Source organism: Stenotrophomonas sp. CCNWLW57 (assembly GCF_037203925.1).
GTDB classification, from domain to species: domain Bacteria; phylum Pseudomonadota; class Gammaproteobacteria; order Xanthomonadales; family Xanthomonadaceae; genus Stenotrophomonas; species Stenotrophomonas rhizophila_A.
This window is the reverse complement of the sequence record NZ_JBBCBJ010000002.1, coordinates 577,295-596,841: the sequence shown is the minus strand read 5'-3', so window position 1 is coordinate 596,841 and position 19,547 is coordinate 577,295. Positions and strand designations below refer to the sequence as shown.

Annotated in this window: 16 protein-coding genes; 6 read left to right on the top strand and 10 right to left on the bottom strand. The window is 68.7% G+C overall.

Annotated features, from left to right (window positions below; all coding sequences use genetic code 11):
• Positions 1-34 precede the first annotated feature (34 nt).
• The 3 genes from V9K91_RS07565 to V9K91_RS07555 all read left to right on the top strand — a co-directional run bounded on the left by V9K91_RS07565 (position 35) and on the right by V9K91_RS07555 (position 1,873).
• A complete protein-coding gene (locus tag V9K91_RS07565; RefSeq protein WP_068853615.1) occupies positions 35-241 on the top strand; it encodes a cold-shock protein in 207 nt (68 codons plus the stop codon).
• A gap of 66 nt (positions 242-307) precedes the next feature.
• A complete protein-coding gene (locus tag V9K91_RS07560) occupies positions 308-1,528 on the top strand; it encodes an NAD(P)/FAD-dependent oxidoreductase (protein WP_336443229.1) in 1,221 nt (406 codons plus the stop codon).
• Positions 1,529-1,873, top strand: coding sequence for a hypothetical protein (locus tag V9K91_RS07555; RefSeq protein WP_320457473.1), 345 nt, complete (start codon positions 1,529-1,531; stop codon positions 1,871-1,873).
• A 25-nt stretch (positions 1,874-1,898) separates the two neighbouring features.
• Here V9K91_RS07555 and pdeM read toward each other — a convergent pair whose 3' ends face one another.
• From pdeM to V9K91_RS07535, 4 genes are read right to left on the bottom strand one after another with little or no spacing between them, the layout of a single operon-like run.
• Positions 1,899-2,543 (bottom strand): ligase-associated DNA damage response endonuclease PdeM, encoded by a 645-nt coding sequence (gene pdeM, locus V9K91_RS07550; RefSeq protein WP_095363541.1) that lies wholly within the window; start codon positions 2,541-2,543, stop codon positions 1,899-1,901.
• A complete protein-coding gene (locus tag V9K91_RS07545) occupies positions 2,533-4,980 on the bottom strand; it encodes a ligase-associated DNA damage response DEXH box helicase (protein ID WP_095363540.1) in 2,448 nt (815 codons plus the stop codon). Before V9K91_RS07545 ends, pdeM begins: the two co-directional genes overlap by 11 nt.
• Positions 4,981-4,994: 14 nt before the next feature.
• On the bottom strand, positions 4,995-6,599 hold the full coding sequence (locus tag V9K91_RS07540; RefSeq protein WP_068853610.1) for an ATP-dependent DNA ligase: 1,605 nt from the start codon (positions 6,597-6,599) through the stop codon (positions 4,995-4,997).
• A complete protein-coding gene (locus V9K91_RS07535; RefSeq protein ID WP_336443230.1) occupies positions 6,596-7,603 on the bottom strand; it encodes a ligase-associated DNA damage response exonuclease in 1,008 nt (335 codons plus the stop codon). Before V9K91_RS07535 ends, V9K91_RS07540 begins: the two co-directional genes overlap by 4 nt.
• A gap of 105 nt (positions 7,604-7,708) precedes the next feature.
• Between V9K91_RS07535 and V9K91_RS07530 the strand changes: the two genes are divergently transcribed.
• The gene (locus V9K91_RS07530; protein WP_336443231.1) at positions 7,709-9,340 is read left to right on the top strand and encodes an acyl-CoA dehydrogenase family protein; all 1,632 of its coding nucleotides are present in this window, start codon (positions 7,709-7,711) and stop codon (positions 9,338-9,340) included.
• Between the two features lie 71 nt (positions 9,341-9,411).
• On the opposite strand, the gene V9K91_RS07525 is transcribed toward V9K91_RS07530, so the two are convergent.
• The 3 genes from V9K91_RS07525 to V9K91_RS07515 form a co-directional block, all read right to left on the bottom strand.
• Positions 9,412-9,816 carry a hypothetical protein gene (locus V9K91_RS07525; RefSeq protein WP_093533473.1) on the bottom strand — a complete coding sequence of 135 codons (405 nt, stop codon included), beginning with the start codon at positions 9,814-9,816 and terminating at the stop codon, positions 9,412-9,414.
• 114 nt (positions 9,817-9,930) lie between these two features.
• A complete protein-coding gene (locus V9K91_RS07520) occupies positions 9,931-10,272 on the bottom strand; it encodes a hypothetical protein (RefSeq protein WP_068853606.1) in 342 nt (113 codons plus the stop codon).
• A gap of 124 nt (positions 10,273-10,396) precedes the next feature.
• Positions 10,397-11,572, bottom strand: coding sequence for an acetyl-CoA C-acyltransferase (locus tag V9K91_RS07515; RefSeq protein ID WP_095363535.1), 1,176 nt, complete (start codon positions 11,570-11,572; stop codon positions 10,397-10,399).
• A 179-nt stretch (positions 11,573-11,751) separates the two neighbouring features.
• On the opposite strand from V9K91_RS07515, the gene V9K91_RS07510 reads away from it, so the two are divergent.
• Complete coding sequence (locus V9K91_RS07510; RefSeq protein ID WP_336443232.1) at positions 11,752-14,595, top strand: S8 family serine peptidase; 2,844 nt, start codon at positions 11,752-11,754, stop codon at positions 14,593-14,595.
• A gap of 70 nt (positions 14,596-14,665) precedes the next feature.
• Here the strand turns inward: V9K91_RS07510 and V9K91_RS07505 are convergent, their stop codons facing one another.
• Entirely contained in the window at positions 14,666-15,763 is a 1,098-nt protein-coding gene (locus tag V9K91_RS07505; RefSeq protein WP_095363559.1) for a Glu/Leu/Phe/Val dehydrogenase dimerization domain-containing protein, read from the bottom strand.
• 292 nt (positions 15,764-16,055) lie between these two features.
• Between V9K91_RS07505 and V9K91_RS07500 the strand changes: the two genes are divergently transcribed.
• On the top strand, positions 16,056-17,150 hold the full coding sequence (locus tag V9K91_RS07500) for an HDOD domain-containing protein (protein WP_249832903.1): 1,095 nt from the start codon (positions 16,056-16,058) through the stop codon (positions 17,148-17,150).
• A gap of 23 nt (positions 17,151-17,173) precedes the next feature.
• On the opposite strand, the gene V9K91_RS07495 is transcribed toward V9K91_RS07500, so the two are convergent.
• Positions 17,174-18,796 (bottom strand): phospholipase D family protein, encoded by a 1,623-nt coding sequence (locus V9K91_RS07495; protein WP_336443233.1) that lies wholly within the window; start codon positions 18,794-18,796, stop codon positions 17,174-17,176.
• Positions 18,763-19,473, bottom strand: a complete 711-nt coding sequence (locus V9K91_RS07490; protein WP_095363533.1) for an rRNA pseudouridine synthase — start codon at positions 19,471-19,473, stop codon at positions 18,763-18,765. Before V9K91_RS07490 ends, V9K91_RS07495 begins: the two co-directional genes overlap by 34 nt.
• Positions 19,474-19,547 lie beyond the last annotated feature (74 nt).

Sequence of the window (19,547 nt, the reverse complement as noted above, 5' to 3'; positions counted from 1 at the left end):
ACCACCCATTCATTGAAGAAGGTCTCGCATTACCATGCCGAACGGTACCGTCAAGTGGTTCAACGACGCCAAGGGATTTGGCTTTATCTCGCCGGATGACGGCAGCGCTGATGTCTTCGCGCACTTCTCCGCGATCAACTCCAAGGGCTTCCGCAGCCTGCAGGAAGGCCAGAAGGTCACTTATGAAGTGAGCCAGGGTCCGAAGGGCGCCCAGGCCTCGAACATCGCGCCGGCGGAGTAACTCCACCGCAGCGCAAGGAAAACCCCGCTTCGGCGGGGTTTTTTTTGATGCCGGACAGGACGTCAGATGAAAAAACGTACGATTGCCATCGTTGGCTACGGAACGGCGGGCCAAGCGCTCTCGATTCTCCTTTCACGCGACCATCACGATGTGCACGTGTTCGAGCGCGCGCCCAAGCCCGGTCCGGTAGGCGCGGGGTTCCTGCTGCAGCCGAGCGGTCTGGACGTGCTGTGGCAGATGGACCTGCTGCCAGAGGTGCTGCGGCACGGCGCGCCGGTGCGCCGGCTGTACGGTGAAACGCCGTGCGGGCGCGCGGTGATGGACATGCGCTATGCGGCGCTGCATGCGCACCTGCACGGCATCGGCATGCAGCGCGGCGCGCTGTTCTCGCTGCTGGCCCAGGCCTGGGAGCACCCGGGCAACCTGCAGGCCGACACCGCCATCGTCGATGTGGATACCGAAAATGGCCGCGTGCGCGACGCGCGCGGGCACTGGCACGGCCCGTATGACCTGGTGATCGCCGCCGATGGGTCGGCCTCGTCGCTGCGCACGCTGGTGCAGGGCACGCGGCTTGACCGCGAATACCCGTGGGGTGCGCTGTGGTGCCTGTTGCCGCGCGGCGACTGGCCGCACCACGACGAGCTGCGGCAGCGCTACGTGGCGGCGCGCAAGATGATCGGGCTGTTGCCGGTCGGCACCCGCCCCGATGATGCGCAGCCGCGCCTGAGCTTCTTCTGGAGCCTGCCGCGCGCGCAGTTCGAGCAGTGGGAACGGGATGGCATGCAGCGCTGGCTGGAGGAGATCGCCGCGCTGTGGCCGCAGGCCCACCTGCGGCTGCAGGACGTGCGTGACGGCGCGCAGCTGGCGCGTGCCGGCTACCGCGATGCGGTGATGACGCGCTGGCACCGCGACCGCCTGGTGCTGACCGGGGATTCGGCGCATGCGATGAGCCCGCAGCTGGGGCAGGGCGTGAACATGGCGCTGATGGACGCGCTGGCGCTGCGCGATGCGCTGCGCGCGCACGACGCTGCCGATGCCGCGCTCCAGGCCTACCAGGCGCAGCGCAGTGCACACGTGGGCATCTACCAGTTCTGGAGCCGGTGGCTGACCCCGGTGTTCCAGTCCGAGCGCGACCTGCTCGCGCACGCACGCGATGTGCTGTTCCAGCCGATGGGTCGGCTGCCGGGTGGTCGCGGCCACATGCTGCGCGTGCTCAGCGGCACCCAGCGCGGCTGGTGGGGCACGCTGGGATTGTCGCCGGGTTTCATCGAGGCGATGAGCACATGAATGGCAGCCGTTGACGGCAGGGTCACTTGCCTTGTGGCACAAGAACAATGCTGTGTTGTTGCCCCCAAGGAGAAAGACATGTTGTTTCCGGCCGACGTTCTCGATTCTGAAATCCGCAAACTGCGCGGGTTGCTGCAGATGCTCCACGAGGATCAGCCGGATGTGATGGAAGATGTGTTCGACTTCCATGTCACCAGTCTGATCACCCATGCCGCCCCCGAACACCACGCCCGCATCCGCGCCGCAGCGCGTTCCATGCTGGTCGAGGTGCAGCGCTGTCCCGTGCGGCGCAATCCCGATGCCCCGCAGATCCTGTTGATGGAAGCGCTGCCTTCGGCAGCTTGAGCCGCCGCACCCGCGCCTGCCGGCGTCAACGTGCCGGCAGCGCGATCGCGTCGTCGTCGACGCACGCGACCAGCTGCTCGCCGGCGGCCACGACCGGTGCGATGCCGGCGGTAAAGCGCGAGTAAGCCGGCAGCACGGTCAAGCGCTCGCGCAGCCAGAAGGCCGGCCAGCGGCGTTGCATGCCTGGCAGGCGGGCGAGTGGATGCAGGTGGCCACACAGCACATGCAGGCTGGGATGCGGTTGTGGATCATGGCGCAGCAGGAACGGCCCCTCCTGGACGCGTTCGCCGAGCAGGGTGATGCCCAGGTCGGCCTTGGGCAGCACGCGGTCATGGTTGCCGGCCACTGCGCCGATCTCCAGTCGCGGATGCTGCTCCCGCCATGCCTGCCATTGCCGGTACCACGCGGCCCGATGCGCAGGGCCATGTAGCACGTCGCCCAGGATCCAAACCGTGCGGACGGGGTGGTCGACCACCAGTGCCGACAGCCGCGCCAGATCGTCACCGGTGCCGCCGCTGGGCAACCCGATGCCCGCGCGCCGGAACAGATCGGCCTTGCCAAGGTGGAGGTCGGCAATCAGCAGCGCTTCGCGCGCCGGCCAGTACAGCGCGCGCGCGCCAAGCAGGCGGACCTGCTCGCCCGCGATCTCGGTCACGACGTCAGTCGGCATGGCGTTTCTCCAGTTGGCCCACGGCGCGCAGCACGCGCGTCTTCCAGTCTTCATTGCTGAGCTGCCCGCGCAGGCGCTCGGCCCACAGCGGGAAGGACAAGGGCCCCAGCGTTGCCGGGTGCTGCACGCACAACGTGCGGCCCTGGCAGCGGCGCAGCGTTTCGGCCAGGCAGGTCAGGTCGAGCTGCTCATGCAGTACCTCACGTTCGGCCAGGCCGAGCAGGATGTGCCCCGGATCATGCTGGCGCAGCACGTCATACAGCAGTCCGGCCGACGCCTGCAGCTGGCGCAGGCTGCGTGGCGTGCGGCCCGGCAATGCGGGAATCAACAGCCCGGACACGCGCGCGATATCGCGGAACTGGCGGCGTGCCAGCTCGCCCAGGTTGAGGCTGTCGCGCAGGTCCTCGAACAGACCGTCCGGCTGCAGCAATGCCGACACCTGCGCCGCATCCACCTCCACCGCGCGCGCCGGTGCCAGCACGAAGCCGTAATCGTTGGCGGCGTAGCCGAAGGTATTGGCCTGCAGGCGCGTCCAGCGCATCGCCATCAGCGCCGCCAGCCCCTCGTTGACCTGGCGCCCGGCGAACGGATACACGAACACGAACTGTCCTTCGCGGCGGCGCACGCTTTCCACCAGCAGCAGTGACGGGCCGGGCAGCGCGGATACGCGTGCCTGCAGGCGCAGCAGCGGTGCAAGCCAGTGCATTTCAGGGCTGTCCGGCGCGGACGCGAGCACGCTTTCCATTTCGTGGCCCAGCGCCTCCGACAGCGGCAGGCGGCCCCCCTGCCAGCGCGGCACCACGCCATCGCCGCCACGCGCCATCTTTACGTAAGCAGTGAGGTTCTCCAGCCGTACCAGCTCCAGCAGCCGGCCGGCGAACTGGAAGCGGTCGCCGGGGCGCAGGCGACCGACGAACTGTTCTTCCACGCTGCCGAGTCGGCCGCCGCGCAGGAACTGCACCATGACGCTGCCATCGCTGGTGATGGTGCCGATCGACAGCCGGTGGCGCAGTGCCACGCGGCGGTCGTTCACGCGGTAGATCCCGTCGTCGTCGCGCACCACCTTGTGGAAGTCCGGGTACTGCGCAAGCGCCTGGCCGCCCTGCACGATGAAGTCCAGGACGCCCTGCCACTGCGCCAGCTCCAGCGATGCGAACGCGTGCGTGCGCCGGACCTGGGCCAGCAGCTCGTCGGCGCGGAAGCCGCCGCCCAGCGCGCAGCTCACGCAGTGCTGGGCCAGCACATCCAGCGACAACCGCAGCGGGCGTCGCGCTTCGATCACGCCAGCGGCCAGTGCACGCCGCGCGGCGGCGTATTCCACCAGCTCCAGCGCGTGCGACGGCACGCAGACGATGTGGCCCGATTCCCCCGGGCGATGCCGCGCGCGCCCGGCGCGCTGCACCAGCCGCGCGATGCCTTTCGGGCTGCCGATCTGCAGGACCTGGTCGACGGCCGGGAAATCCACCCCCAGGTCGAGGCTGGAGGTGGCCACCACGCAGCGCAGTGCCCCGTCGCGCAGGCCCTGCTCGACGATGCGGCGCTGCACCGGGTCCAGCGAGCCGTGGTGCAGGCCCAGCGTGGCCGGGTCTTCGGGCCACACCGCCGACAGCGCCTGGTGCCACAGTTCGGCCTGCGCGCGGGTATTGGTGAACAGCAGGCTGGTGCCGACCGCGAACAGCTTCTGCTGCACCCGCTGCAGCTGCGACAGGCCGAGGTGGCCCGCCCATGGAAAGCGCTCGCCATGCGCGGGCAACAGCGTTTCCACCTTCACCGGGCGTGGCCGCGCCCCCGACACCAGCGGCGCGTCGGGAACATCGGGCAGCAATACCTCGCGCGCTTCGTCCAGGTTGCCGAGCGTGGCCGACAGGCCCCACACCTGCAGCGCCGGCAGCGCATCACGCAGGCGACGCAGATTCAACTGCAGCAGCACGCCGCGCTTGTTGCCCAGCAGCTCATGCCACTCATCCACCACCACGCAGCGCAGCCGGCGCATGCGCTCCTGCGTATCGGGGTAGCTCAGCAGCAGCGCCAGCGATTCGGGCGTGGTCACCAGCACATCGACCCGGCCTTCGCGGGCCAGGCGTTTGTCGCGCGCGCTGGCATCGCCGGTGCGCAGCCCGACCTGCCAGTCCAGGCCAAGCGCCGCCAGCGGTTCACGCAGCGCGCGTGCGGTATCGCTGGCCAGCGCGCGCAGCGGGGTGATCCACAGCACCTGCAGCGCCGGCACGGTCTTGCCGGCGCGTGCACCTGGTGCGCGCGGCAGCGGATCGACCAGCGCCTGCAGCAGCGGCCCGCCGAACATCGCCAGCGTCTTGCCGCTGCCGGTAGGCGTGTGCAGCAGCCCGGATTCGCCGGCCAGGTAGTGCCGCCACATCGTTTTCTGGAACGCCAGCGGCGACCAGCCACGGCTGGCGAACCACGCGGCCAGCCGCGCCATCGCGTCGCGTCGGGTCACCGTGCCAGTGCCTGCAGCTGGGCCAGCGTGTCGGCTTCGCCGGCCGGCTTGTCGTGGCGCCAGCGCAGGATGCGCGGGAAGCGCACGGCGATGCCCGACTTGTGCCGGCTGCTGCGGTTGACCGCTTCAAAGCCGAGTTCGAACACCTGCTCGCCACGGACGCTGCGCACCGGCCCGAAGCGTTCGATCGTGTTGGCCCGGATCCAGCGGTCCAGGGCCAGGATTTCCTTGTCGTCCAGCCCCGAATACGCCTTGGCCACCGGCACCAGCCGCTCGCCGTCCCACACCCCGAAGGTGTAGTCGGTGTACAGCGTGCTGCGCCGGCCATGTCCCGCCTGCGCGTAGATCATCACCGCATCGATGGTCAGCGGTTCTATCTTCCACTTCCACCAGTCGCCACGGCGGCGCCCGCCCTGGTAGACCGACGTGCTGCGCTTGAGCATCAGCCCTTCCACGCCGCGTTCGCGCGCCAATGCCCGCTGAGCGGCGGCGTCCTGCCAGTCCGTGGCATCAAGCGTGGGCGACAGCACCATGCGCGTATCGCCGAGCGTGGCAAGCAATCCGGCGAGCAGGGTGCGCCGTTCGGCCAGCGGCTGCTGGCGCAGGTCGTTACCGTCGAGTTCGAGCAGGTCGTAGGCAAGCACGCGCACCGGCGTATCGCGTAACGTCTTCGGGCCGGGTCTGCGCCGTTGGATCCGGGTCTGCAGGGCGGTGAAAGGCAGCGGCTGTGCATCGTCATCGCGCCAGGCGAGAAGCTCGCCATCGATCACGGTGCCATCCGGCAACGCCATCGCGGCCGCTTCGATTTCCGGAAAGCGCCCATCCAGCCGCTCTTCGCCGCGCGACCACAGGGCGACTTCGCCTTTGCGACGCAGCACCTGCAGGCGGATCCCATCCCACTTCCATTCCAGCGTCCACTCGCCGATCGGGCCCAGGCTGTCGGCCTCGGCTTCCAATGGCGAGGCCAGGAAGAACGGATACGGCTGCTGGCGGTCTTCGGGCCGTTCTTCAGCGCTGAGGAGGTTGGCGAGCAGCCCCGGCGAGGGCACCCACTCGCCCAGCATGCGCTGCGCGATGCGGGCGATGTCGATCCCCGACAGTTCCGCCAGCGCCTGCTGGACCAGCCGCTGGGAGACGCCTACGCGCAACGCCCCGGTCAGCAGCTTGTTGAATACCAGCCGTTCGGCGGCAGGCAGCTGCCTCCAGCCTGCCTCCACCGCAACACGACGTACCGGTTCCGGCTGGTTCGCCACCGCCAGCAGGTGGCCTTCGATCCAGTCGGCAAGGGGGCGGTCCTGCGCGCCTTCCGCAGGATCATCCAACAGCAGGGTCAGGGTTTCGGCCAGGTCGCCGACCTGGTCGTAGCTGTCGGCCACCAGCCACGCGGGTAGGCCCGATGCCTCGGCGATCCACGCGCGCAGCTCGCCGCTGGCCGCGATCTTCCGGCGTGCGCCACCGACCTTGCCGCCGCTGAGCAGGTACAGCGCCCACGCTGCGTCATGCGGGCGCGCGTCGCGGAAGTAAGCCACCAGCGCGGCGCGTTTGTCCGACGTGGCGGTGCTGCGGTCCAGGCGCTGATACAGCGCGGCAAATGCCTTCATTCCTCGCTCCCGAAATCGGTGCGGAAGGCTTCGGCGGCAACACCACGTTCGCGCAGGAACGGAATCAGCGCATCGGTGTTGCCGTGGGTGGCGATCACCCGGCGCGCACCGGTCTGTTCAATGGTCTGCAGCAACGCCGGCCAGTCGGCATGGTCGGACACCACGAAGCCACGGTCGTAATTGCGTCGGCGCCGGTTGCCGCGCAGCCGCATCCAACCGGAGGCGAAGCCCAGTTGGTGCTTGCCGAAGCGGCGCAGCCAGGTGGTGCCCGCGGCAGATGGCGGCGCCAGGATCAACTTGCCGGCCGGGTCGGGTTCGCGGCCCTGTTCGGCCACCGTGTGGGTTTCCAACATGGCGATGCCGGCCTCGCGATACACCGCCACCCCATTGGCGATGGCGCCGTGCAGCCAGGCCGGTCGGTCATCCAGCGGCAGCAGTTCGGCCAGCACCCGCTGCGCTTTGCCCAGCGCGTAACACAGCAGGATCGCCGCTTCGCCGCGCTGTTCGCATTCGCGCCGCCACGCCACGATCTCGGCGGCGACCTCGCGCGTGTCCTGCCAGCGGTAGATCGGCAATGCGAACGTCGCCTCGGTGATGAACACATCGCAGGGCACCACCTCGAACGGTGCGCAGGTCGGGTCCGGTTGGCGCTTGTAGTCGCCCGACGCCACCCACACCTGCTGGCCGTCATCGATGCGCACCTGCGCCGACCCCAGTACATGCCCGGCCGAATGCAGCGACACCTGCACGCCGCCCAACGTGAAGCGTTCACCGTAGTCATGTGCTTCCAGGGCCACATCACCCAGCCGCCAGCGCAGGATCGGCACGCTGCCGGTACTGCAGTAGTAGCGGCCCATGCCGCTGCGCGCATGGTCGCCGTGGCCGTGGGTGATGACCGCGCGCGGCACCGGTCGCCACGGGTCGATATGGAAATCGCCTGCTGGGCAGTACAGGCCCTCGGGGCGCAGTACTACCAGGTCGCTGTTTGCCGCGTGCGTCGTCATGCCTGCACTGTGCCGACGGGTTCGTGCACGAGGTGAGAATCCGCCTGAACAGCAGCCCGCATGCGGATGCGGCAGAATCATCGGGTCCGCCAGGAGGCCCGCACGATGACGTCCGTATTGCCTGTATTCGAGACCCATGAAGTGGCCAACCAGCCGCCCCCGTTCGGCGGCCGCAACCTGTGGGCCGACGACGTGGCATTGAGCGAGGCAGTGCGTCGCGAGGGTGGTGCCGCGTTCATCGATACGCTGCAGGCCTACGGCGCCATTGCGGGCGACACCCTCTACCGGCTCGGTTTCGACGCCAACCGCGACCGCCCGCGGCTGCGAACGCACGACCCGCAGGGGCACCGCATCGACACCGTGGAGTTCCATCCGGCCTACCACCAGCTGATGGAGCTGGCCAAGCGCCACGGGGTGGCGGGACTGTCGTGGCACGAGGGCGGCCCCGGCGCGCACGTGGCCCGCGCCGCACTGAGTTTCCTGCACCACCAGGCCGATGCCGGTACCAGTTGCCCGCTGACCATGACCCACGCCGCGGTGGCGGTGCTGCGCCAGGACCCGTTGCTGGCCGAGTGGGCTGAAAAAGCCGCCGCACCGGTCTACGATCCGCGCGACGTGCCGATGGCCGACAAGGCCGGCATCACGCTGGGCATGGGCATGACCGAGAAGCAGGGCGGCTCGGACGTGCGCAGCAACACCACCCGCGCCGAACTTCGCGACGATGGCAGCTACGCGCTGGTGGGGCACAAGTGGTTCTTCTCCGCACCGATGTCCGATGCATTCCTGGTGCTGGCGCAGGCGGCGGGAGGACTGACCTGCTTCCTGATGCCACGCCGGCTGGCCGATGGCAACCGCAACGCGTTCCGCCTGATGCGGCTGAAGGAAAAGCTGGGCGACTGGTCCAATGCCTCCAGCGAGATCGAGCTGTGCGGCGCCTGGGCGCGGCGGGTCGGTGCCGAAGGGCGGGGCGTGGCAACCATCATCGGCATGGTGATGATGACCCGGCTGGACTGCATGCTGGGCGCGGCGGCGGAAATGCGCATGGCCCTGGCGCAGGCGCTGCACCACACCCGTCACCGCAGCAGCTTCGGACGCCGCCTGTGCGACCACCCGCTGATGGCCAACGTGCTGGCCGACCTGGCCATCGAATCCGAAGCGGCCACCACCTTCGCCATGCGCGTGGCACGCGCGGTGGACCAGGCGCCGCAGGATGCGCAGGAGGCCGCGTTCGCACGCGTTGCAACGGCGGTGGGCAAGTACTGGGTGTGCAAGCGCGCGGCGGTGTTCGTCAACGAAGCGCAGGAATGCCTGGGCGGCGCGGGCTACGTGGAGGAATCGATCCTGCCGCGGCTGTACCGGCAGGCACCGCTGAATTCCATCTGGGAAGGCAGCGGCAACATCCAGTGCCTGGACGTGCTGCGTGCGTTGGCGCGCGAGCCGCAGGTGCTGCCGGTGCTGGATGCGGAGCTGGACGCGGTGGCCGGGCGCGATGCGGACTACGACCGCGCGTTGGCGTCGTTGCGGGAGCTGTTGGCCGCTACGCCATCGGAAGCGCAGGCGCGGGTGGTGACCGAACGGCTGGCGCTGCTGCTGCAGGCCGCCGTGCTGCTGCGTGCGGGCAGCCCGATGGCCCCTGCGTTCGTGCGCTCGCGGTTGGGCGGGGCGCATGGAGCGGCATTCGGGACGCTGCCCGATGAGGTGGACGTCGGCGCGGTGATGGCGCGCGCGTTGCCTTGATCGATTGCCAGGCAGGACCTGGCACTACCGCTGGAGGTCACGCCGGCCGGTGGCCGGCGTGACATGTGGCATCAGTGCTTGGCGGCGTCTGCGTTCTGCTTGGCGTCTTCGGCCACGTCACGCGCCTTGTCGGCCACCTTCTCGGCGGCATCGGCGGTCGCCTCGCTGGCATGTGCCGCCGCATCGCGCGCGGCAACCTTGGCATCGGCAGCGGCCGCTGCACTGGCGTCGGCGGCACGGTCCAAGGCCGGCTGTACATCGGCCGCGGCGCGTTCGGAGGCGGCAGCCGCTTCATCGGCGGCATTGCGGGTGGAAGCCGCAGCCTTGTCTACGGCAACACGGGCGGCTTCGCCGGTGCTGTCGGCCGCCTGGGCGGCATCGGCACGCGCCTGTTCGGCTTCCGGGCCCTTGCAGGCCACCAGGGCCAGCAGCAGGGAGGCGGCCATCAGCGGGGTGGTGATCGAACGAATCTTCATGGCGTTCTCCGTCAGGTTTCAGGGACGCTGATCCTATTCACCCTGCCGTGAAGCCAAAGAAAAAGCCGCTGGCGAACCAGCGGCTTCTTCAGACTTGCTTGAAGAAAGAAGTTATTACTTCTTGGCTTCTTCAGCAGCGTCCTTGGCCTGCTCGGCGGTGGCTTCACCGGCCTTGGCAGCGTCGGCAGCAGCGTCGGCAGCAGCGTCGGTGGCAGCAGCGCCAGCCTGGGCAGCGGCATCAGCCGAAGCGTCAGCAGCGGTGGTGGCGGTGTCGGCGGCAGCCTGGGCAGCGTCGGCGGTCTGGGCGCCAGCAGCAGCGGCCTGGTCGGCAGCGACCTGGGCGTCGGCAGCAGCTTCGTTGGCCGAAGCGGCGGCGTCAGCAGCCTGCTCCTGCTTCGAGCAGGCGGTCAGAGCCAGGCCCAGGGCCATTGCGATCAGCAGCTTGTTGATGCTCATTTGTGTGAATCCTCGTCGTTAGATTAGGCAACGCGCTATTGCGCGCCCGGCAACATGATGACAAGCCACGTTGGGCTGTCAAGCGATCCCGCATTCAGTTTTGCGAAACGGGTGTTAAAACCAATCAAATCAATTCGATGGCGATGGCGGTTGCTTCCCCGCCACCAATGCACAGTGTAGCAATTCCGCGCTTTGCATCACGCTTGCGCAAGGCATTGACCAACGTCACCACCAGCCGGGCACCCGAGGCACCAATCGGGTGGCCCAGTGCGCAGGCGCCGCCGTTGACGTTGACCTTCGCCGGGTCGATGCCCAGTTCGCGGATGGGCGCCATGGCCACCACGGCGAACGCCTCGTTGATCTCGAACAGGTCCACCTGGTCCAGGCTCCAGCCGGCCTTTTCAAGCACTTTGTGGATGGCGCCGATCGGCGCGGTGGTGAACCACTCCGGCTCCTGCGAGTGGGTGGCGTGGGCCACGATCCGGGCCAGCGGCTGCACGCCGCGGGCGGCCGCATCGTCTTCGGACAGCAGTACGACGGCGGCAGCGCCGTCGGAAATGCTCGACGAGCTGGCGGCGGTCACCGTGCCGTCTTTCTTGAACGCCGGGCGCAGGGTCGGGATCTTGGCGATATCCGAACGGCCGGGCTGTTCGTCCTGGCTGTACTCCACCTCGCCCTTGCGACCCGCGACCTTCACGGCCACGATTTCATCATCGAACGCACCGGCAGCCTGCGCGGCCTGCGCGCGGCGCACCGATTCGATCGCATACGCGTCCTGTTCCTCGCGGCTGAACTGGAACTTGTCCACCGCGCATTCGGCGAATTCGCCCATGGCCTTGCCGTCGTACGCATTGACCAGGCCGTCGTGGGCCATGTGGTCGACCGCCTGGAAGTTGCCGAAGCGGTTGCCGGTGCGCGAATTGGGCAGCAGGTGCGGCGCGTTGGACATCGATTCCATGCCGCCGGCGACCACGATGCTGGCCGAGCCGGCCTTGATCAGGTCGTGGCCCAGCATGATGGCCTTCATGCCCGACCCGCAGACCTTGTTCAGGGTGGTTGCGCCGGTGGCGTAGGGGATGCCGGCGGCCACGGCGGCCTGGCGGGCCGGGGCCTGGCCCAGGTTGGCCGGCAGCACGCAGCCCATGATCACTTCGGAGACCTCCGCCGCCGGCACGCCGGACTGTTCCAGGGCGGCGGCGATGGCAGTGGCGCCCAGGGTGGGGGTGGGCACGCCGTTGAACTGGCCGAGGAAGGAACCGATGGCGGTCCGCTTGGCAGCGGCGATGACAATGTTGGGCATGGCAATCTCGTTATTGCGTGAGCGATTTACGAAAAGGGAACGCAGGGCATGGTATAGCGGCGCGTTTCCCGGCAGACTGCGTGGGGGTGGCCCAGTATAGAGGGTCAGCATTTACCACCGGTGTCGGCCGGACAGGCGGGACGCCACGCGTGGTTTCAATTACGTTTTGGGGAGCAGGGATGAATCAGGTAGTTTTCAGCAGGAACGTGCTGGCCGGCGCGCTGGCCGTGGCCTTGAGCGCGTGCGGTGGCGGCAGCGGCAACAGCAAGGGGGACCTGCCGGTAGCGCCGGTCGTGCCGCCGGTCACGCCACCGGTCGTGGTGGTGCCGCCGGTGACTCCGCCGCCGGTCAAGCCGACCCAGCCGGCCATCGACGCGCACCTTGCCATCATCAACGGCAAGGACCAGGACTGGAGTGGCGAGGGGATCCGGATCGGCGTGGTCGATTCCGGAGTAAACCGGGCCCATCCGACCCTGGCGGGCCGGGTGGTGGCCAGCCACAGCTATGTCGATCCGACCAAGAACAACCTGGCGGTGGACGATGTGGTCGGCCATGGTACGACCGTGGCATCGCTGGCCGCTGGCGCCGCATTCGGCGACTGGCCTGGCGGGGTGGCCACCAGGGCGCAGATCGTGTCGGCGCGCATCATCGCCGACAAGGCGCCGGTCGACGACGGCACCGGCAACGGCAACCAGGTGGATGGTGCGCTGGGGCTGGCCAGCGTGCACCAGGATCTGATCGCCGACGGCGTGAAGATCATGAACAACTCCTGGGGCGGGCTGTACTGGACCAACCCGGCTGCGACCGCTGCAATTGCGGCCGAGTACCGCCCCTTCATCACCACCAACAACGGCCTGGTGGTGTTTGCCACCGGCAACGAAAGCAAGGCGGACCCGTCCAACATGGCCGCGCTGCCGAGCCAGGCCGGTCCCAACGGTACCCGCCCGGCCGCGGACCTGGAGCGTGGCTGGCTGGCAGTCACCGCGGTCAATTCCAACCAGCCCGACACCCTGGCGTCCTACGCCAACGCCTGTGGCGTGGCGGCCAATTACTGCCTGGCCGCGCCGGGCGAAGCGGTGTTTGTCGACCCCGCAAGCACCACGGGCAGTACCCCCAGCTACCTCTGGGGCGGCGGTACCTCCTACGCGGCACCGCTGGTCTCGGGTACGGCGGCGCTGGTCTGGCAGAGGTACCCGTACTTCAGCAATGACCAGGTGCGGCAGACCCTGCTCGGCACCGCCACCGACCTCGGCGCGGCCGGCGTGGACAGCGTGTTCGGGTACGGCCTGCTCAACGTGGGCAAGGCGGTCAACGGCCCTGGTCGGTTCGACTGGGGCACCATGGTGGTCGACCTGCCGGGTTCGTCCAACTTCAGCACCTGGAGCAACAACATCGGCGGTGCCGGCGGACTGGACAAGTCCGGCGCGGGAACGCTGATCCTCGGTGGCAAGAACACCTACACCGGCGGCACCACCGTCCGTTCGGGCGCGCTCTCGCTGGCCGACGGCGCGTCGCTGGGTTCCGATGTCCAGGTCCTGCAGGCCGGCGGCCTGCAGTTCCGCGCCGGTACCACCGGGGTCACCGGCAACGTGGTCAACCGCGGCACGCTGTACCTGTTCGAGGCCGGCGTTACCGCCGTGATCCAGGGCAACTACACCCACGAGGCCACCGGCGTGTTCTCGACGGCGCTGGGTGCGCAGGCGTTGAAGGTGACCGGCACCGCCCAGCTCAACGGCGGTACCGTGCTGATCGACCGCGCGGTGGAAGGCTATGTCCCGCGGACGGGTGTCCGGCAGGAGCTGATTACCGCCGCCCAGGGCCTGACCGGCACGTTCGATCGCTACACCGCGCTCGGCAACGTCGTGCTGCTGGATGCGACGTTCACCTATGACCACTACTCGGCCGGGTTGAACATCAACCGCGTTAGCGTTTCCGGCGCTGCGGCGTCGGCCGGACTGGGTGCCATTTCGGCCGCCTCGGCCCTGCGCGTGGAACAGGCGTTCGACCTGCTCGATACCGGCACCGGTCCTGGCACGCCGGGCTTTGCCGATGCGGCCGGCGAGCTGCAGCGGGTGCAGGGCGCGGCCGGCCTGGAGGCCAGCCTGGAAAGCCTGTCGGGCAAGTCGCACAGCCTGGCCAACGGCATGACCTTCGACAACCTCGACATGAATCGCCGCGCCTTGTCGACGCGCTTCGATGCGGTGTCCGCCGCACCGCGCCTGCGCGGCGCCTGGCAGAGTGCGTTGGGCGAGGCCGGGCAGGGCAGCTTCGCCGGCAGCGGCTTCCAGACCCAGGGCTGGATGATGGGCCAGGACATGGCGCTGGGCAGCAACGGCGTGATGGGCTTTGCCTTTGGCGAAACGCGCAGCAACAGCAGCCGCGAGTGGGGCGGCGACAGCGGTCGTGACCGCCAGTCGCAGGCCCAGCTGTACGCGGGTTGGAACAGTGGTGCGGCCTACACCCTGGCGCAGCTGGGCGCCGGCCAGTTCACCCGCGAGATCGACCGCCAGCTGTTGCTGGGCGCGGGGCAGTACGGGGTCAATGCCCGTTACGGCGGCAACTTCAGCACCGCCAGCGTGGAATCGGGCTACCGCTTCGGCGGTGCCGGGGCATCGTTGACGCCGTACCTCGGTGCGGACTACGCGCGCCTGGACAGCGACAGCTTCAGCGAAGACGGCGGCTTCGGTTTTGGCCTGCGTGCGGACAGCCGCGCGTCAAGCCGCAGCCAGGCGCTGGCCGGCCTGCGCGCGGAAACGCGTCTGCGTGGCTGGTCGCTGCGCGGTTATGCCGAATGGCAGCAGACGCTGTCCAGCGATGGCCTGGCCTTCGATGCCAGCTTCGTGGGCGTGGATGCCTGGGCGCCGGTGGCCGGGCTGCAGCCGGCCCGCTCCGGCGGCCTGTTCGGCCTGTCGGTGCAGTCCTGGCTGACGCGCAACTCGCAGCTCTCGTTCGGCTACGACCAGCGCTTCGGCCCGCGAGGCGACCTCAGCCAGGTCGCGCTGCGGTACTCCGCCGCGTTCTGATCCAGGCGCGACAGGCAACAAAAAAGGGCGCGAGTTGATCGCGCCCTTTTTTTTCATCTGCCCGTTGGGATCACCCGCCGCGCAGCGTGCCCAGTCGCGGGCGCGCACGACCCAACGGCATCTTCAGCTTGCCGATCGACTGGATGCGGGTTTCGGCGATGCGGTCGGCGGCGCGCTGCGGCGCAATGCCTTCCTGCTGGGACAGCGCGAAGATGCGGCCCAGGTTGTGGTAGATGCTGCGGATCAGGCGCATCGCGCGTTCGCGGTTGTAGCCGTCGATTTCCAGCGACACATTCATCACCCCGCCCGCATTCACCGCATAGTCCGGGGCATACAGGATGCCGCGGGCATGCAGCTCATCGCCGATCTCGGGCGTGGAGAGCTGGTTGTTGGCGGTGCCGCAGACGATCTTGCACTTCAGGCGCGGCAGGGTCTGCGCATTGATCGCCCCTTCCAGCGCGCAGGGCGCGAACACATCGGCGTTGACGTCGTAGATGTCATCGGGCTTGACCGCCTCGGCGCCGTACTCGGTCACCGCGCGCTCCACCAGCACAGGGTCCAGATCGGTGACGAACAGCTTGGCGCCGCGATCCCGCAACAGCTTCACCAGTTCCATGCCGATATGGCCCAGGCCCTGCACCGCGATGCTGACCTTGCCCACTTCCTCGTGGCCGAGCTTGTGCTGCATGGCCGCCATCAGCGCCTGCAGCGCGCCGTAGGCGGTGAACGGGGCCGGGTCGCCCGAGCCGCCGTGGACCTGGTGAACGCCGGTGACGTACTCGCTTTCCAGGTAGATGTTTTCCATGTCATTGACGTCGGTACCGACGTCCTCGGCGGTGATGTAGCGCCCGCCGAGCGAATCCACGTAGCGGCCGAACGCGCGGAACAGCACCTCGGTCTTGTCCTTGCGCGGGTCGCCGATGATCACCGCTTTGCCACCCCCGACATTCAAGCCCGCCAGCGCGTTCTTGTAGGTCATCGTGCGGCTGAGCCGCAGCGCGTCGGCCAGCGCGTCGTCCGTGCTGGCGTAGGGGCGCATGCGCACACCGCCCAGCGCCGGACCCAGCGTGGTGTTGTGGATGGCGATGATGGCCCTCAGACCGGCATCGCGGCTGTGGCAGAACACCACCTGTTCATGGCCGGACGTTTCGAGGGTTTCAAATAACATGGTGACTCCGATGCTGCGAACGACGGCAAACGCCGGCAAACGCACCAGCAAAAGGTGGGTGTAAAACAAAAAAAGCGACGTCGTCGGTTGGTCGGGACGGGTCGCGCGGCGCCATTCTAGTGCATTCCGCCGGACGGTGTTGTCAGGGCCGGGTGACCATTGCCCGCTAAAGTTGCCCCGTTCCGGGCCGATGCCGTGGCAACGGTGCGCAGTACCGGCAAGCCAGGACGGAACACGTGGGTGCAGTGGCGACAATTCGGGTGCGGTGCCGCACCGGCAGGGGCGCGGCCCGATGATGGTGATCCTGGCGGGGGCCGGCGTGCTGGTCGTGGCATTTCTGGGGTGGGGCTGGTATCGCCGCCCGGCGGAGGCGGGACCGGCGCCGGGTAGTACCGGCGGCCGGGCCCGTACGCAGCCGCAGCCGCCGACCCCGACTCAGCCCTGCAGTGGCGATGCGGACCAGGTGCTGCAGGCCGGCCTGCACGCACTGGCGTTGCAGCCGGGCGGCGGCAGCGCGCCGGCCACCGTCGCGCAGGACGCGGCCCTGCTGGCGGCGGTGGCGGCAGCGCTGGAGGCGCAGGACTGGTCGGCCCGGCACCTGCCGCGCCGGCCGCAGCTGCTGCCACAGCTGATCCAGACCGTGAACGACAGCGACGCCTCGGCGCGCAGCATGGCCTCGATCATCAGCCAGGATGCGGTGCTGACCGGCAACCTGCTGCGCATCGCCAACAGCCCGGTCTACCGGCTGCAGGCCAAGCCGGTGGACAGCCTGCAGCGTGCGGTCACGCTGGTCGGTACCGAGGGCATCCGCCAGATCATCAGCGCGGTGCTGGTGCAACCGGTGATGCAACTGCACAGCGACGCCTTTCCGCAGTTCGGAACCGTGGTCTGGGAGCACGCGCTGCTGGCCTCGCGGGCCGCAGCTGATCACGCCCGCCTGGTGACCCATGAAGACGGCTTCGCCGCGCAGTGGATGGGGCTGACCCAGGGCCTTGGCGCGGCCTTGGTGATGCGACACCTGCTGGACGTTGCCCGTGACCAGGCTGTGTTGCCGTCACCGCAGCTGGCCGGCACCCTGCTGGATGCCTGGACCCTGCCGGTAGCCAGCCGCATCGCGGCGGCCTGGGAACTTCCGCCCTCGGTGCACCAGGCGCTGCTGCGCGACGCCGATGCGACAGGCGGTGGGCTGGCGGCCAGCCTGCACTTCGCGCGTGCCGGGGCATCGGCCAGCCTGCTGTGCCGGCATGGCCGGATCAGCCAGGCCCAGGCGCTGGCGCTGCTGGAGCAGCTGCATGACACCCCGGCGCATGCATTGCAGTGGATCTGGCGCCGCCTGCATGGTCGCGCGGTGGAAACGCTGGAGGCGGACGAGTCGGCCGACGCGTAGCGCCACGCCCCGCGTGGCTGCTCCTAAAGTTGGGACTCCAAGGGCAACCAGCTGATGGCGCGGGCGCTGGCGCGCTGCCACAACGAGGTGTCCGGCTCTCGATCCAGCAATTGCGGGGGCTGCTCGGCCCGATCCAGCCAACGCACCTGGTCATCGGCACCCAGCGTCACCCAATAGCTCTGCTTCGGATCGGCCAGGCGCAGGTATTCGGCGCGCAACTGCGCGGCCAGTTCCCGATCATCAAACAGCACCCCCATCTCCGTGTTGAGGTAGGCAGAACGCGGGTCCAGGTTGAACGAGCCGACGAAGCCACGCTGGTCATCGATCATGAAGGCCTTGGTATGCAGGCTGGCGCCGCTGCTGCCGAACAGGCCGCCGCTGCCGCCACCCGCGCCGCGCGATCGCAGTTCGTACAGGTGCACGCCATCGCGCAGCAGCGGTGCACGGTAATGCATGTAGCCGCTGTGCACGGCCGCCACGTCATTGGCGGCCAGTGAGTTGGTGACCACGCCCACGTAGGCGCCGCGCTGCACCATCGCGGCCATCCCGCGCGTGCCTTCCCCGCCCGGCACGAAGTAGGGCGAGATCAACAGCGCCTTGTGGCGGGTGGCCTCAAGTTCGCGCACCAGCCGGGTGACCAGCCAGTTGGCGGGGTCGTCGCGGCGGTGCTTCATCGCCGGATCGGACACGATCTCCACGCCCGGCGACCAGTGCAGGTCTACCGCATCGGTGTAGAACGAACGCGCTGCCGGTGAACGCTCGACGCGCTCAAGATAGGGTCGGGCGGCCGCCAGCTTGGCCTCGTGTGCCGATTCAAGCATCAGCAGGCGCAGCTGGGCCGGGGTGTGGAAGGCGAGGGCGGCCACGGGCACCGCCGCGTCGCTGTTCCAGTACGCATCGAAGATGGTGTTGGCCTGCTGCACCGCCTTGCCGGCCACGATCAGGTCCAGGTCGCGGAAGTTCACATCGCTGCGCGCGCTGAAGTATTCCTCGCCGATGTTGCGCCCGCCGACGATGGCGACCCGGCCATCGGCGATCCACTGTTTGTTGTGCATGCGGTGGTTGACGCTGAAGAAGCGCTGCACCATCTCCACCAGCCGCCACAGTCCATCGCGGTTGCGGAACGGGTTGTAGAGGCGGATCTCGATGTTGGGGTGCTCATCGAGCGCCATCATCAACGCATCCTTGTCCTGCGCGTTCATGTCATCCAGCAGCAGGCGCACGCGCACGCCACGTTCGGCGGCCTGGTACAACTCCTGCGCCATCAGGTGGCCGATCAGGTCGTCCTTCCAGATGTAGTACTGCAGGTCCAGGCTGCGCGCGGCATGGCGGGTGATCACCGCGCGCGCGGCGTACGCGTCCAGCCCTTCGGACAGGAACGCCACGCCGGACTGGTCCGGGTGCTCGGCCTGCAGGCGCACCACCTCGCGATCAATCGCGCTCTGTGCCGGCTGCAGCGGCAGCACGCTGCTGCGCGGTCCCATCGCCTTGGGCGTGAGGTGGTCGCCCAGCAGCAGCCCGCTGAGCACCAGCAGGATCACGATCGCCAGCAGGATGCCCGCGCCGCGCAGCACGCGGCGCCACAGTGGCTTCTGCGGGTTGCGTGCGCGGATCAGAAGCGTTCGTCCGGCGCCAGGTAGCGCCACTGGCCCGGGGCCAGCTTGCCCATCGCCACCCGGCCGATGCGCAGGCGACGCACGCTGATGACCTCCAGCCCGACCTGCCGGCACATGTCGCGCAGCTGGCCGGGGGCCACCGGCTTGATCGCAAAGCGCAGCCGGGTTTCGTTCTGCCAGCTGACCTTGCACGGCGGCAACGGCCAGTTGCGGAAGCTCAGGCCGTGCGCAAGCCGCTTCATGCCGTAGGGCACCAGCTCGCCGCTGACCTCGACCAGGTATTCCTGCTCCAGCGTCGCGCCGCGGTCCTTCAGATGCGACACCACGCGGCCGTCCTGGCTGACCACCACCAGGCCGCTGTCTTCATCGGCCAGCGGCATCACCAGCTGCAGCGCGTGGAAGTGCCGCTGCAGCAGGGCCACGCCGGTGGCGTCCAGTTCGCTGCGGGTCTCCGGCGTGACCAGCGCGCACAATTCATCAGCGCGCATGCCGGCCGGTTTGTGCAGCAGCATGCTGACCGTCTCGGCGCGGGTCGCCTCGGCGTTCTCGCGCAGCACCACCACTTCATCGGTGACCATCGCCTGCGGTTGTTCGACCACCACACCGTTGACCGTCACCCAGCCTCCCTCGATGAAGCGCTGGGCGTCGCCCCGCGAGCAGCCGATCAGGCGGGTCAGGTGTTTGTCGAGTCGGATCGGATCGGTCATCAGGCAGGCAGCACAAAGCGGGACGCGGGCGGGGAGTGTACTGGCTCGGGGCCGGGGCTGCGCGTGACAGGGCT